This is a genomic window from Shewanella sp. UCD-KL21 (genome assembly GCF_001957135.1).
GTDB lineage: Bacteria > Pseudomonadota > Gammaproteobacteria > Enterobacterales > Shewanellaceae > Shewanella.
Window position 1 is genome coordinate 182,903 of the sequence record NZ_MPHK01000009.1, and the last position, 14,434, is coordinate 197,336.

Genomic DNA, 14,434 nt, shown 5'->3' on the forward strand with positions numbered 1-14,434 from the left:
AATGATAAGTTTTAGTGCTAATTTATAATTATCATTACGTTAGCATCATAACACTGAAGTTTTTATTTAACTGTTGTTGCCGAGATTTCTATATCCCTTGGTCTAATGGGGAAACTTTTTTAACCACGCCATAATGAAGCTAATTCAATATTACTCACGATAAGTTATTTAAAGGTATGACTCAGCGTGAGAGGTAAATTGTTCAGTGGGGAGTAGCTTATGGCTGGTTTAGGGATTGAAATGCATCAAGAATCTTTACAGGATAAACAAGGATTTTGGGGAAAGGCTGCCAAGGCCATTACCTGGGATAAGCCGTTTGATAGCGTGTTAGATGAGGCTAATGCGCCATTTTATCAATGGTTTGCTGGTGGCGAAATGAATACCTGCTATAACGCTGTTGACCGTCATGTGCTGGCTGGCCACGGTGATCGCATTGCCATTGAATACATAAGTCCTGTCACCCAAAATCAGTACAGTATTAGTTATCAGGAATTACTATCCCAAGTGAGCCGGTTAGCCGGTTACATGCAATCCATTGGCATTGAAAAGGGCGATAGAGTGGTCATTTATATGCCGATGGTGCCAGAAACCGCCTATGCCATGCTGGCCTGTGCCCGCATAGGCGCCATTCATTCAGTGGTATTTGGCGGCTTTGCTGCCAATGAATTAGCCACCCGTATTAATGATGCTAAACCGAAACTTATTTTATCGGCATCTTGTGGTATTGAGCCATCAGGGGTGGTGAAGTACAAACCGCTATTAGATGATGCCTTAGCTCAAGCGTCTCACCAAGTTGACCATTGCGTTATTCTCAATCGACCTCAATATACTGCAGACTTACAAAGCCCAAGGGACGTTGACTGGCAAAGTGCTGTGAGTCAGGCATCGTCAGTGGATTGCGTCGCCGTTGAAGCGACCCATCCGCTGTATGTGCTTTATACCTCAGGTACAACAGGCCAACCCAAAGGCGTGGTGAGAGATAATGGTGGCCATGGGGTGGCGCTAATCTGGTCTATGGAGCACATATATAATATCGGCGCCGGTGATGTGTTTTGGGCTGCATCAGATGTGGGCTGGGTTGTTGGTCACTCTTATATTGTTTATGGGCCATTATTGGTTGGCGCAACGACATTGATGTATGAAGGTAAACCCATTGGCACCCCTGATGCAGGAGCTTTTTGGCGGATCATCGAACAATATAATGTGAAAAGCTTTTTTACTGCGCCGACGGCCATTCGAGCCATTAAACGCGAAGATCCTGACGGAGCATTAGTTAAAGGTGTTGAATTATCGTGTTTAGGGCAAGTGTTTCTTGCGGGTGAGCGCTGCGATCCCGACACGCTCAATTGGGCCCAAGATAAATTGGCAAAACCAGTTATCGATCACTGGTGGCAAACTGAAACCGGTTGGCCAGTTGCGGCGAATTTGATGGGGACAGATCCTATCGAGATTAAAGCGGGATCGCCAGCAAGACCTGTGCCCGGTTATCAGGTCGAAGTACTTGATGCCATGGGCGAGCAAGTTAGCGCCAATGAAAGTGGAAATGTGGTGATTAAACTTCCGTTGCCACCGGGTAACTTAACCACCTTATGGAACAACGATAAACGCTATGTGGAGAGCTATTTATCCATGTATCAAGGTTATTACTTAACGGGTGATGCGGGCTACATTGATGAAGATGGTTATCTGTATATTATGAGTCGTATTGACGACATTATTAATGTTGCTGGGCATCGATTATCTACCGGGCGCTTTGAAGAGGTATTGTGCCAACATTCAGCGGTTGCAGAAGCGGCGGTTATTGGGGTGCAAGATAAACTCAAAGGTCAGGTGCCGTTAGGATTAGTGGTGCTTAAAAATGGCGTCGAGTTATCAGATGAAGTTTTATATCAAGAGTTGCTGGCATTGGTGAGACATGAAATTGGCCCAGTGGCGTCTTTTCGATTAGTCAGCGCGGTGCAAAAATTGCCTAAAACCCGCTCGGGTAAAATCTTGCGCGCCACCATGCGTAAAATTGCTGACAATAATGAATATACTATGCCAGCCACTATTGAAGATCCGATGACGCTAGATATTATTCGCACGGCATTAACTAAGATGGGCTATGCCGATGCGCTGGCGAAAGAGCTAACAGTGTAATGCTGCATTAGGGTTATTTATTGCTTAGAAGCAAGCATACCGTTAGCCAGAAGCGAGCATACCAGCTCGCTTTTTTGGTTTTTGAATATGCTTTGGTGCTTTTTTGCACATTTAATTAGCAGATTAACTGGTTGTCGCAATGAACTGTACGGCGAAAAACAACTAAAATTTAATTTAGTTGAGGTTAATCGTTGATATCCGCTGCTATATAGTGAATTAACCGCGCACTAGCCGCTATAATGATTTTGGTTGTGCAGGTTAAGTAAAATGTTAAAAACCTGCTGCTAAAACAACAGTTAAGCCAAAGCTTAATCAAGAGTTAAATCCAAGTGAACTATCGATCCATCAAGAAAAATATCGAGTATTGTAATCATGACGAACATTAAAGAACTGCCAGAAAAAATCAATACCAAGACCAGTAGATTATTTTGGTTAACCCTGTTTAGTGGTGGCATTTTCCCCATCATTTGGCTGTTTGCTAAGTACCCTAAAATGGATAAGGTGACTTCAATTCGCACTGCTGACGATAGCTTTATTATCAGTATTGCAGTGAGCTTTGGTTTAGGCGGCGCTCTGTGTCACAGCGATTGGGCATTATTATCTGGCCTCGGCAGCCTATTATTAGTATTCGCCTTATTTTTGTATGTTTTTTGGGCCTTTAGAGCAAGAGCTGCGCTACAAGATTATGCTCAAGTGAATTTTAGTTTTGACTATAAAATGAGTAAAGTACTGACCTTGCTCCTCAATATTTTTTATATCAATTATTGTATCAATCGCTTACCCGCAGAGCAGAGAAAAGGCCACCCAACCTACGGTAAAGGCAGTATTAACATTACTGAGATTAAGTGAAGTAACAAGCTGATAAGGCCTTAAAGATAGATACAAAAAAAGCAGACTACTTTTAATCAAATAGTCTGCTTTTTTATGAATAAGTTTACTGAAAAACGTTGTAGTTATTATTTTTGATAAAACGGCATCAAATTATTTATTAAACTCAGTAATAGCCTTTGCGTTTTTTGCTCATCTTAATGTTGTAAGTATTGCCCGGCTTATGTAGCAGGTGTTTATTTTTCAAATTGACAGGCTTCATCGCTGCCATTAGCGCCCTGAGTAACCAGTTGTGCAATTTTATGTTTCACGCAATCAGATAGCTTGCGCTCTGATTTTCGGGTTTGCATATACAGATTCATATTAGACTTATTACGCATCAGTTCGGCGCGCTCTGTTTTCGGTATAATTTGCGCCCTAATTGCTTCATTTTGAGTTAAGTGATCAACCGCGCCTTGTGATACCACTAACGTGATGGCATCAGTGTCAATGAGAAAATCACTAATTTCATTAAGATTATTGGTTTTGGCTGCAACGTCGAGCTCGCGTTTACGGCTATCGGCAAACTGTTTAAGTGGGGTGGCTTCAATGTCACTATTAAAGTGTAACACTTCGGTCAAAATAACCGGGTAGTTCAACACTCTATCAAGAATAGGTTTGTATATCTCATTCCAAATGGGGTGATCATCTCTTGCGACAATGAAGGTATCTCGCACTTCACATATTTTCTGATTTTGAATCCCTACATGGCTAGATGCTTGGCAACTTATCACCACATCACATTGGCTATTTAGCAGCATTTCTTCATCATTGGGACCATTGTCTTGCAGTACCGCTGATTTCACACAGGCGTTCATACAACTGCACTGATAGGGATTTCTGAGTAAGCCATTGGTGAAGCCCGATGGAGCGTGGATCACCACTTCGTTATCAAGTTTGTCGCTACTTTTATCAATTTCTTGGGCTAAGTCGAGGTGGTTTATCTCGATTTTTTTAATGATGGGGTAGAGCCGTTGTGCTTTATCGCTAATTTCAAGACCGGCTACCTTTTTGACAAATAAGGGGTCATCAAATGCATCTCGCAAGCGTGATAAACAGCGGCTTATCTTTGATTGTGGCACATGAAAAGCTTCTGCCGTGAGCTTGCCACTTTTAAATTCATATAGCCTTAAAAATACCAATAATGTCATGTAATCAAGATTCTGAAGCTTGTCTTGAGTGGTCGCGTTAATCATTGATTAGTTTCCGTAGCTGATGTGAATTTTTTGAAATATACCAATTTAGGGGTATAGGTTTCGGGTTAATTGTAGTATTTATTAACCTAATCACATTTTTTAGTGGAATTTATTCAAGAAGTGTTAATTGGCAGGATAAATTTAAAAATCTAATTTTAAATCATTAGCTTAGTTGCTACAACTGGTGGATTTAGCGAAAGTGAATTTTACCTATATCAGCTTGGGTTGCTGGTTAATTGAGCAGGCTTAATCATTAATATGTGTTTTTAATGCCAGAAAAAGGAAACGCAAAATAACTTTTAATCGGATAAACCAAGTTTCATTTGCTTATCTTAAGTTAAAATCTAGATTAAGGTGTTGTCTTATATGAATAATTTATTTCAGAGCCTTGTGAGTGATCTTATATGCCGCTTTTGGCAAAAGTGTATGCACGTATTATGACTGTAATTTAGTTACACAAATCAGTATAATCACCGTCCAAATGGATTCGCTATACGCGATTAATCTCTGCGACCTTTGGAAAATAATAAATGAATACCCTACCATTCAGTTCAGACATCGGCGTTATTGGCCTTGGTGTTATGGGCAAGAATCTCGCATTAAATATCGTTGATAATGGCTATAGTGTTGCTGCATTTGATTTAGATACAGACAAAGTCAATTCAGCCATTAACCAAGAACAAGCGGAAAGAAAAGCCAATTCAGCCCCCCGAATGCTGGCTTGTAATAATCTTACCGAAATGCTGTCATCTCTAACTAAACCACGTGTTATTGTGCTGTCAGTTCCTGCTGGTGGACCGGTTGATGGTGTGTGTAAATCATTAATTGCAGCGGGCATTGAGTCTGATGACATTGTCGTTGATACCGGTAATAGCCTATGGACTGATACTGTAGAACGTGAAGCACGTTATAAAGGTCAGTTTGTTTTCTTTAGCTCAGCAGTCTCTGGCGGTGAAGTCGGTGCTCGATTCGGCCCTTCTTTAATGCCCAGTGGCGATAAAGCTGCATGGCAGTATGTTGCACCTGTGTGGAATGCTATTGCTGCTAAAGTTGACCCTGCAACAGGCTTACCCATTGAACGTTTTGAACCGGGAAATCCTGTTACTGAAGGTGAACCTTGTACGACTTATATTGGCCCTGCCGGTTCTGGTCACTATGTGAAAATGGTACATAACGGCATTGAATATGCTGACATGCAGTTAATTTGTGAAGCATATCAATTGCTTCATGACGGTCTAGGCATGAGTGCTTATGACATTGGTGACATTTTCAATGGCTGGAACAATGGCAGCTTAAATAGCTACCTGATGGGGATCAGTGCAGAAGTATTGCAGCAAGACGATCCACTAACAGATAAGCCATTAGTTGAAATGATCCTTGATAAAGCGGGTCAAAAAGGCACAGGCCTTTGGACTGCGGTAAGCAGTTTACAAATTGGCTGTCCAGCGCCAACCATTGCAGAAGCGGTTTATGCCCGCGCGGTAAGTACTCAAAAAGATTTACGAGTACAGCTTAACAGCAAACTTAAAGGCCCAGCGGCTGTAAGCCTTTCTGATGCAGAAAAAGCTGAGTTTATTGCTAACTTAGAAGATGCACTATATTGCGCCAAGGTGTGCTGCTATGCACAAGGGTTCCAGCTGATGGCAATGGCTGCGAAAGAGCAAAACTGGACCTTAGATTTTGCTGAAATCGCCAAAATTTGGCGTGCTGGCTGTATTATCCGCGCCACTTTCTTGCAAGAAATTACCAAGGCTTACCAAGACAATGCAGATCTGGCGAATTTATTATTGGCTGACACTTTCAGTACGAATTTATCAGCTAAACAAATGAATTGGCGTAAGACGGTTGCTGCATCAGTGATGCAAGGCACGCCGGCTCCATGCATTAGCTCAGCGATTGCTTATTATGATAGTTACCGCTGTGAAACTCTGCCAGCTAACTTACTTCAAGGTCAGCGCGACTTCTTCGGTGCTCATACCTTTGAGCGAACTGATAAGCCAGCTGGTGAGAAGTATCATTTAGATTGGAGTGCTAAAGAGCGCAGCTTAGCTAAAGTTTAGCTGCTAAAAAAGCTTTAGGCTTATTGTGAATCAATCGATAAAAAAGGGCTGCTACTAAACTTAGGATTTAGTAGCAGCCCTTTTTATTGGTGATATTTATTATTGCGGCAAGCTAAACACTAAACCTATGCTAAATAACAAGCTAAAAATCATCGTGAGTTTTGCGGTTCGGCCTAGAATTGGATTGAGCGCTTCACCACTGGTGTTACTGAACTCGCCACTTAACTGACGGGCATAAACGATGGAAAGCCCAGCGAGTAAAACCGGTAAACCTGCAAGGTAGCCCATCAGAAAACCGCCAATGATGAGCCCAAAGGGTAAATAAACTAACGCTTGATAAAGCACTCTTGCCTGAGCTTGGCCGATACGAACCGCTAAGGTATTTTTGCCGGCTTTAGTATCAGTTTGGATATCACGGGTGTTATTAACGAGCATAATCGCGGCATTGAACATACCAATGGCGCTGCCAAGTAACCAAGCGCTGATACTGGTTTCCCCAGCCTGTAAGTAATAACTGCCTACTACGGCTACTAGGCCAAAAAAGACAAATGCGGCGACTTCACCTAAACCGTGAGAAGCTAATGGGTACGGGCCGCCGCTGTAACAGACCGCGCCTAGCAAGGAGGCTACTGCTAAGATCGCAATAGGCCAGCCGCCATGAACAATAAGTACTGAGCCGACGATAAGTGCTAATACAAGACATAAGATCATCGCATTTCGAACACTGGTGGGGGATATCATGCCACTTTGGGTAACTCGAACTGGACCAACGCGCTCATCGGTATCAATACCGTTTTTGTAGTCAAAATAATCGTTGGCTAGGTTTACGGCTATTTGCAATAAAATAGCGCACAGCATCGAGATACAAGCAATTGTAAAACTAAACAGTTCTAAATGTAGTGCTAAAATATTACCAATTAATAATGGACCAATCGCAGCCGGTAAAGTACGTGGTCTAATAGCTAAAATCCAAGATTGCATATAATTAAGGCTTCGGGGTGTTGATTTAAATTAGAATGGACTAATAGCATAGCAATTTTTTGAGATTTTGTACGGGGTTATGATCGCGCAAATGATGAAAAAGTTATGCTATTTTTTCTTCTAGGTTGATTTAATTTTATATGTGACTCAATTTACGATTAAATTTTCCAGTAACCAAGGTTATTAAGTTAACCTATGATATTAGTGATAAGTAAATAATCTGCTAGGAATATTATGAGCCAAGTATTAAATAACCTTTTGTCTTTGTTGTCTCTAGAGCGAATTGAATTAGGGCTGTTTCGCGGTCAAAGCCAAGACTTAGGTTTTGGTCATGTTTTTGGCGGCCAGGTGATGGGACAAGCATTGAGCGCTGCTAAGCAAACCGTCAGTGAAGATCGCCATGTGCACTCATTACATTCTTACTTTTTACGTGCCGGTGATGAAAAGTTACCGATTGTCTATGATGTTGAAATTATGCGTGATGGCGGTAGTTTCAGTGCAAGACGCGTAAAAGCGATTCAGAAGGGGAGGCCAATTTTTACTATGACCTGTTCTTTTCAAACACCTGAGGAAGGTTTTGAACATCAAGCTGAAATGCCTAATGTGCCGGGACCTGAAGGCTTACTTAATCAGCAAGAGCTGGCTGTGAGTATGCGAGATAAGATCCCAGCAAGAATACTTGAAAAGTTTATGACAGACTCACCCATTGAGATGCGTTTAGTGAACCCTTCGCACCCCATCGCGCCAGATTCCACTGAGCCCAAACGTTATATCTGGATGCGCGCCAGTGGTAAAATCCCAACGGATCATAATGTTCAAGAATATTTATTGGCTTATGCCTCTGATTTTAATTTTTTAGTCACCGCAGCTCAGCCTCATGGGGTTTCATTTTTAACGCCTGGCGTCAGGATGGCGACTATTGACCATGCGATGTGGTTCCATAGACCGTTTAACTTTTCTGATTGGTTGCTTTACAGTGTTGAAAGCAGTAATGCTAGCGGTGGTCGCGGTTTTGTAAAGGGACAGTTTTTTGATCAACAAGGCCGTTTAGTTGCATCAGCAACCCAAGAAGGTCTACTTAGAATGACAAAAGGATAATTTATGAAATTTTCATTTAAAATGGCGATATTTTCGTTATTAACATTAATGCTAAGTGCTTGTGTCACCGTTCAGCCAGAGCCGCCTGTGGTTATTAATGGCTATGCGGGCTACTTAGAAAAAATAGCCTTGCCTCAAGGCTGTAAAATCAATATTGCCATTATTGACTTTAATACCCCTGGTTCAATCATTTCACAAAAGACCTTTGATATTGCCAGAGCGCCAGTACCTTTTAAGTTTACTTTACCGGCTGAAGGTATTGATGATGCGGTGGATTATGGGGTGGTGGCAATGATTACTTACAATGAACAGGTGATTTTTCAAACCTATGAAAAGTTTCAAGTCATCCACAACGACAAGTTCACTACTGAAGTTGTGATGAAAAAAGTCCCTCATTAGTTTGCGTTAGGTTTTACTCACTCAATCTTTGAATATGATGCCCTAAAAACCATTTTAGGGCATAAGTCACATCTTAATATTTCCGTCATTGCTTAAGTTTGTTATCGCGCAATAATCAATTTCACCATCATTTTTAATTAAGGCTTGTGTTGTGCCTGAATTGTCTGCATCTACAGGGATTAACACCTGTCGGTCAAAATCTGAAATCCGCTTAATTTGGGCTTTGTGCTTAGCATCTGTCGTGGTTTATATAAACTTATATGCCATGCAAGGAATGCTACCTTCTATTGCTGAACACTTTGAGGTTTCAGGTGCTAGAGCTACATTGATTCTATCTTTTACCAGTTTTTCACTGGCCTTTTCATTACTGATGTATGCGGTTATTTCCGATAGAGTCGGGCGGTTAATGCCGATCATGGTGAGTATGTGGTTACTAGCAGCTTCTAATATCTTACTGATTTTTGTCCAAGATTTTGATTCGCTGTTGATGGTGAGGTTACTGCAAGGGATATTATTAGCTGCCGTACCAGCTATTGCTATGGCTTATTTTAAAGAGCAACTGCCAGCCAGTTTTATGCTAAAAGCTGCAGGCATTTACATTATGTCTAATAGTCTTGGTGGTATTGGCGGACGCCTAATGGGTGGATTATTGTCACAATACTTTGATTGGCAGTCAGCAATGATGGTGAATTTTTTGGTGACCTTAACGGGGATCGCATTGGTGACTTACCTATTACCTCGCTGTGAGCCAAAAAATGCCCCACAATTAGATAAGCAAAGTACCTTTTTGAAGATAAAACAAGATATTGGTGGCTTTGTTTATCACTTAACGGATCATCAAATGCGCTTAGTGTATGTCATTGGTGGCATAGCGTTTATGATGATGGTAAACCAGTTTAGTTTTATTCAATTACATCTTATGGCTGAGCCGTATGGGTTTAGTCGTTTCGGTGCGACATTAATTTTCTTATGCTATCTCAGTGGCACTTTCACTTCCTATTTATCTGCAAAGTGGGTGGTTAAATTTGGGGTGCAATTTTTATATCGCGCCGCATTAGTGGTGATGTTCTTGGGTACTTTACTGACCTTGGTTGATAATTTATTTGCTATCGTTATAGGCTTTTTATTAACAGCAAGTGGATTCTTTTTAACCCATAGCTGTTGTAACTCATTTGTGGCCATCAGAGCGTCCTCTCACAGGGCTAAAGCAACATCACTATACCTTTGCAGTTATTATCTCGGCGCAGCTCTTGGAGGACCTTACTTGATGATGTTTTGGGTTCAAGCTGAATGGCAAGGTGTTGTTGTGGGGTCAGTTGGCTTACTAGTATTACTGTCGCTGGCCATATTCAGGTTGTCGCATTATCAAAGCCTAAGTAAAGCAGCAGTATAATGTCAGTTCTCTTGGGAAAATAATTTCGTCATTGTTTATAAAAGAAGCCTTAATGGCTTCTTTTTTTGTGTCAAAATTAAGGTTAAATAAGAATTGATAAGCACAGAGTTGAATAGCAATTTAGTTTATGAATTTAATAAAGCCACTAATTGATCAATTGAATAGCAGGTTGTGAGTGAGCCATGCTTAGTATGGGCGCGCATTTATGTGATTGGCTTAATCATAAAGAAAGGAGAAAGCCATTTAGTTGTGGAATATTTAAATTTATTGATTGGATTCTGACGTTGAAGTTGACGTTGAGGTATTGGCTTGATTCGTTCTAGTTAGAAAGGTTACTAAGGCGGATTTGAAGTTATCAATTGGAGGTTTTTATAGTGTTTTGGCTTGGTTGCTGTAATTGATGTGATCGAGTATATCCGTAATAGGATATATGATGGATAAGATCTTTTTGAATGAGTTTACAGATATCGATGAGATATTAGCGATGAGTTCTTTTGGGATATTTACTTATACTAGTCATTGGAGCTTTTTAAAAACGCTACCAACGCGCCCAATTTTAGGCACAAAAAAACCACATTTAAGTGGTTTATGTTCTTTTCGAAAAAAGAAGGTGGTATCCCCTAGGGGACTCGAACCCCTGTTACCGCCGTGAAAGGGCGGTGTCCTAGGCCTCTAGACGAAGGGGACCCGGACATATTGTTTTACTTCTAATATAACGAAGACCTATAAGTAACACTTTAGAAGGCTGTTAAAGTGAAACCGCCGTGCTCTTAATAAAAACAGCGCGGTGTCCTAGGCTCTCTCTTCTTTAATCGAAGGGGACCCGGACTGCATTAGACTCTGCAAAGAGTGAATACTCATTAAGTTCTGTAGGCTAAAACTTAACGCTTGTTTTAAATTATCGAAATAAATCAATAATTTTAAARTWGTGGTATCCCCTAGGGGATTCGAACCCCTGTTACCGCCGTGAAAGGGCGGTGTCCTAGGCCTCTAGACGAAGGGGACCCGGACTGGCGTTATACTCTACCAAAGAGTGAATAACTCATTAAGTTCTGTAGGCTAAAACTTAACGCTTGTTTTAAATTATCGAAATAAATCAATAATTTTAAAATWGTGGTATCCCCTAGGGGATTCGAACCCCTGTTACCGCCGTGAAAGGGCGGTGTCCTAGGCCTCTAGACGAAGGGGACCCGGACATATTGTTTTACTTCTAATATAACGAAGACCTATAAGTAACACTTTAGAAGGCTATTAAAGTGAAATCACCGTGCTCTTAATAAAAACAGCGCGGTGTCCTAGGCGCTCTCTTCTTTAATCGGAGGGTACCCGGACTGCATTAGACTCTGCAAAGAGTGAATAACTCATTAAGTTCTGTAGGCTAAAACTTAACGCTTGTTTTAAATTATCGAAATAAMTCAAYAATTTTAAAATAGTGGTATCCCCTAGGGGATTCGAACCCCTGTTACCGCCGTGAAAGGGCGGTGTCCTAGGCCTCTAGACGAAGGGGACCCGGACTGCATTAGACTCTGCAAAGAGTGAATAACTCATTAAGCTCTGTAGGCTAAAACTTAACGCTTGTTTTAAATTATCGAAATAACTCAATAATTTTAAAGTTGTGGTATCCCCTAGGGGATTCGAACCCCTGTTACCGCCGTGAAAGGGCGGTGTCCTAGGCCTCTAGACGAAGGGGACCCGGACTGGCGTTATACTCTACCAAAGAGTGAATRCTCATTAAGTTCTGTAGGCTAAAACTTAACGCTTTAATTGTTGTAAAATTGGTGGAGCTACACGGGATCGAACCGTGGACCTCTTCGCTGCCAGCGAAGCGCTCTCCCAGCTGAGCTATAGCCCCTCAACTTTACAAATTGCATTTGGACATGCTGCGATAAATAATCACATCGTGTCTCAAGTACGGGGCGCATTCTATGCAGCCTGCCCAAAAGTGTCAACTCGTTTTTTAAGAATTTATTCTAGCTGCTACAAATTCAATCGCTTTGGATATTCTTTGTTCGCAACGAGCCTTTCCAATGAGAAATAAGGTTAAATCTACAGCAGGTGACATTCCGGCGCCTGTAACAGCGACACGTAAAGGCATTCCCACTTTACCCATTCCTACTTCAAGTTCTGCTGCGGTGTCTTCAATTGCTTGATGAATTGCTTCAACAGACCAGTCAGATAGAGCAGAAATTTTTTGTTGGATTAACTTAAGTGGTTCCATTGCAACACCACGTAAGTGCTTTTTCGCTGCATTTTCATCAAAAGCGTCGAAGTCTTCATAGAAGTAGCGACTAGATGCAGCTAACTCTTTTAAGGTTTTCGCTCTTTCTGCAAGTGCTGTGACAACTTCAGTTAAAGCTGGGCCGTTTGTGGTATCAATTTTTTGGTCATCCATATGCCATTGAAGGTGGCCTGCAACATATTCTGGTGCCGACTCTTTAATGTAATGCTGGTTTAACCAATTTAGTTTGTCAGTATTGAATGCTGACGCTGCTTTGTTGATGTCATCTAATTTAAATAATGAAATCATTTCATCAATGGAGAAAACTTCTTGATCGCCATGTGACCAACCTAAACGAACTAAGTAGTTCAATAGGGCTTCAGGTAAATAGCCATCATCACGGTATTGCATTACACCAACTGCGCCATGACGTTTTGATAATTTAGCGCCATCGTCGCCTAAAATCATCGATACGTGCGCATATTCAGGAACCGGTGCACCTAATGCTTTTAAAATATTAATTTGGCGAGGGGTGTTATTGATGTGATCTTCACCACGTACAACACAAGTGATCCCCATGTCCCAATCATCAACAACGACACAGAAGTTATAAGTTGGCGTACCTTCAGTACGGGCTATGATTAAGTCATCTAAAGTATCGTTAGCAAATTCGATGCGACCACGAACGTGATCATCAAATACCACACTACCTTCTGTAGGGTTTTTGAAACGAATAACAAACGGCTCGTCAGTTTCACGTGGCGCTAAGTCACGACAATGGCCATCATATTTTTGAGCTTCACCATTTGCAGCTTGTTCTTCACGCATTGTTTCAATACGTTCACGAGAACAGTAGCACTTATATGCACTGCCTTGTTCTAACATTTGAGCAATGATTTCGTTGTAACGATCAAAACGCTTGGTTTGGTAATAAGGACCTTCATCCCAAGTTAGGCCTAACCATTCCATACCTTCTAAGATCGCAGCGCAAGCTTCAGGTGTTGAACGTTCAATATCTGTATCTTCTACACGTAAAACAAACTCACCATGGTTTGCTTTAGCATGTAGCCAAGAATATAGTGCTGTACGAGCACCACCGACATGTAAAAAGCCTGTTGGGCTTGGGGCAAAACGCGTCTTAGTTGTCATAATGGGACACTAACCTATTCAAAAACGTCTATATAAAGACAGATATAATAAAGTGGTCGATATTCTATACCCAAACCACCACATTATGCGAGTTCCACACTTGTTATTTTCATTCCTGTGGATCAGGCATTCACTATAGTCAACGCCATCTAATATTGCGCAATCAATTTAAGTTTGAATATAAAGGTTAATAGTAGTCTACTAACTAGCAGGTATTGGTGGAGTCAGAAAGAATATAATAGGTGCATATCAATAGTGAGATGTTATTTATTCACCAAATTATGATTGATGCCAGCAAAAGGCGGTCTAATGCGTCTAACAATCAACCAAGACGGCTGTTTTTAACGCGCCTGAACTTTTTTAATCAAAAAGTCGTTGACAGTATTTCGTTGCTCCCTATAATACGGCCCCACACAGCGAGGTCGATTAGCTCAGCTGGGAGAGCACCTCCCTTACAAGGAGGGGGTCACTGGTTCGAGCCCAGTATCGACCACCATTCTTTTTTATAAAGAATTAAATCATTGTGTAAATCCCTGGTCGATTAGCTCAGCTGGGAGAGCACCTCCCTTACAAGGAGGGGGTCACTGGTTCGAGCCCAGTATCGACCACCATTCTTTTTATAAAGAATTAAAACATTATAAATCCCAGGTCGATTAGCTCAGCTGGGAGAGCACCTCCCTTACAAGGAGGGGGTCACTGGTTCGAGCCCAGTATCGACCACCATTCTTTTTATAAAGAATTAAAACATTATAAAATCCCWGGTCGATTAGCTCAGCTGGGAGAGCACCTCCCTTACAAGGAGGGGGTCACTGGTTCGAGCCCAGTATCGACCACCATTCTTCTTATAAAGAATTAAAACATTATAAATCCCCAGGTCGATTAGCTCAGCTGGGAGAGCACCTCCCTTACAAGGAGGGGGTCACTGGTTCGAGCC

Annotated in this window: 9 protein-coding genes and 10 tRNA genes; 10 read left to right on the forward strand and 9 right to left on the reverse strand. The window is 41.5% G+C overall.

Annotation, left to right across the window (positions count from 1 at the left end):
- The first annotated feature begins 219 nt into the window (after positions 1-219).
- Entirely contained in the window at positions 220-2,139 is a 1,920-nt protein-coding gene (locus BM739_RS10565) for a propionyl-CoA synthetase (RefSeq protein WP_076540410.1), read from the forward strand.
- A gap of 372 nt (positions 2,140-2,511) precedes the next feature.
- Positions 2,512-2,988, forward strand: a complete 477-nt coding sequence (locus BM739_RS10570; RefSeq protein WP_076540412.1) for a hypothetical protein — start codon at positions 2,512-2,514, stop codon at positions 2,986-2,988.
- Between the two features lie 215 nt (positions 2,989-3,203).
- On the opposite strand, the gene BM739_RS10575 is transcribed toward BM739_RS10570, so the two are convergent.
- Positions 3,204-4,202 (reverse strand): LysR family transcriptional regulator, encoded by a 999-nt coding sequence (locus tag BM739_RS10575; protein ID WP_076540414.1) that lies wholly within the window; start codon positions 4,200-4,202, stop codon positions 3,204-3,206.
- A 530-nt stretch (positions 4,203-4,732) separates the two neighbouring features.
- Between BM739_RS10575 and gndA the strand changes: the two genes are divergently transcribed.
- Positions 4,733-6,262, forward strand: a complete 1,530-nt coding sequence (gene gndA, locus BM739_RS10580) for an NADP-dependent phosphogluconate dehydrogenase (RefSeq protein WP_076540416.1) — start codon at positions 4,733-4,735, stop codon at positions 6,260-6,262.
- 99 nt (positions 6,263-6,361) lie between these two features.
- Here the strand turns inward: gndA and BM739_RS10585 are convergent, their stop codons facing one another.
- A complete protein-coding gene (locus tag BM739_RS10585) occupies positions 6,362-7,243 on the reverse strand; it encodes a 1,4-dihydroxy-2-naphthoate polyprenyltransferase (RefSeq protein WP_076540418.1) in 882 nt (293 codons plus the stop codon).
- A 234-nt stretch (positions 7,244-7,477) separates the two neighbouring features.
- Between BM739_RS10585 and tesB the strand changes: the two genes are divergently transcribed.
- The 3 genes from tesB (at position 7,478) to BM739_RS10600 (ending at position 10,133) form a co-directional block, all read left to right on the forward strand.
- Positions 7,478-8,341 (forward strand): acyl-CoA thioesterase II, encoded by an 864-nt coding sequence (tesB, locus tag BM739_RS10590; RefSeq protein WP_076540420.1) that lies wholly within the window; start codon positions 7,478-7,480, stop codon positions 8,339-8,341.
- A 3-nt stretch (positions 8,342-8,344) separates the two neighbouring features.
- Positions 8,345-8,740: a YbaY family lipoprotein gene (locus BM739_RS10595; protein WP_076540422.1), complete on the forward strand. Its 396-nt coding sequence runs from the start codon at positions 8,345-8,347 to the stop codon at positions 8,738-8,740.
- A gap of 160 nt (positions 8,741-8,900) precedes the next feature.
- Complete coding sequence (locus BM739_RS10600; RefSeq protein WP_076540449.1) at positions 8,901-10,133, forward strand: MFS transporter; 1,233 nt, start codon at positions 8,901-8,903, stop codon at positions 10,131-10,133.
- 611 nt (positions 10,134-10,744) lie between these two features.
- Here BM739_RS10600 and BM739_RS10605 read toward each other — a convergent pair.
- The 7 genes from BM739_RS10605 to gltX form a co-directional block, all read right to left on the reverse strand.
- A tRNA-Glu gene (locus BM739_RS10605) sits at positions 10,745-10,820 on the reverse strand.
- Between the two features lie 242 nt (positions 10,821-11,062).
- Positions 11,063-11,138 (reverse strand) — tRNA-Glu (locus BM739_RS10610).
- Positions 11,139-11,247: 109 nt separating this feature from the next.
- Positions 11,248-11,323 (reverse strand) — tRNA-Glu (locus BM739_RS10615).
- A gap of 243 nt (positions 11,324-11,566) precedes the next feature.
- Positions 11,567-11,642 (reverse strand) — tRNA-Glu (locus BM739_RS10620).
- Positions 11,643-11,749: 107 nt separating this feature from the next.
- Positions 11,750-11,825, reverse strand: a tRNA-Glu gene (locus BM739_RS10625).
- A gap of 84 nt (positions 11,826-11,909) precedes the next feature.
- Positions 11,910-11,985, reverse strand: a tRNA-Ala gene (locus BM739_RS10630).
- 105 nt (positions 11,986-12,090) lie between these two features.
- Positions 12,091-13,500 carry a glutamate--tRNA ligase gene (gltX, locus tag BM739_RS10635; RefSeq protein WP_076540424.1) on the reverse strand — a complete coding sequence of 470 codons (1,410 nt, stop codon included), beginning with the start codon at positions 13,498-13,500 and terminating at the stop codon, positions 12,091-12,093.
- 420 nt (positions 13,501-13,920) lie between these two features.
- Between gltX and BM739_RS10640 the strand changes: the two genes are divergently transcribed.
- The 4 genes from BM739_RS10640 (at position 13,921) to BM739_RS10655 (ending at position 14,336) form a co-directional block, all read left to right on the forward strand.
- Positions 13,921-13,996: transfer RNA gene (locus BM739_RS10640), tRNA-Val, on the forward strand.
- 39 nt (positions 13,997-14,035) lie between these two features.
- Positions 14,036-14,111: transfer RNA gene (locus tag BM739_RS10645), tRNA-Val, on the forward strand.
- Between the two features lie 36 nt (positions 14,112-14,147).
- A tRNA-Val gene (locus BM739_RS10650) sits at positions 14,148-14,223 on the forward strand.
- A gap of 37 nt (positions 14,224-14,260) precedes the next feature.
- Positions 14,261-14,336 (forward strand) — tRNA-Val (locus tag BM739_RS10655).
- The last annotated feature ends 98 nt before the right edge of the window (positions 14,337-14,434 follow it).

Excerpts from the sequence above, each read along its gene's own strand:
- BM739_RS10565 (WP_076540410.1), top strand. The coding sequence starts at position 220 with ATGGCTGGTTTAGGGATTGAAATGCATCAAGAATCTTTACAGGATAAA.
- BM739_RS10570 (WP_076540412.1), top strand. The coding sequence starts at position 2,512 with ATGACGAACATTAAAGAACTGCCAGAAAAAATCAATACCAAGACCAGT.
- BM739_RS10575 (WP_076540414.1), bottom strand. The coding sequence starts at position 4,202 with ATGATTAACGCGACCACTCAAGACAAGCTTCAGAATCTTGATTACATG.
- gndA (WP_076540416.1), top strand. The coding sequence starts at position 4,733 with ATGAATACCCTACCATTCAGTTCAGACATCGGCGTTATTGGCCTTGGT.
- BM739_RS10585 (WP_076540418.1), bottom strand. The coding sequence starts at position 7,243 with ATGCAATCTTGGATTTTAGCTATTAGACCACGTACTTTACCGGCTGCG.
- tesB (WP_076540420.1), top strand. The coding sequence starts at position 7,478 with ATGAGCCAAGTATTAAATAACCTTTTGTCTTTGTTGTCTCTAGAGCGA.
- BM739_RS10595 (WP_076540422.1), top strand. The coding sequence starts at position 8,345 with ATGAAATTTTCATTTAAAATGGCGATATTTTCGTTATTAACATTAATG.
- gltX (WP_076540424.1), bottom strand. The coding sequence starts at position 13,500 with ATGACAACTAAGACGCGTTTTGCCCCAAGCCCAACAGGCTTTTTACAT.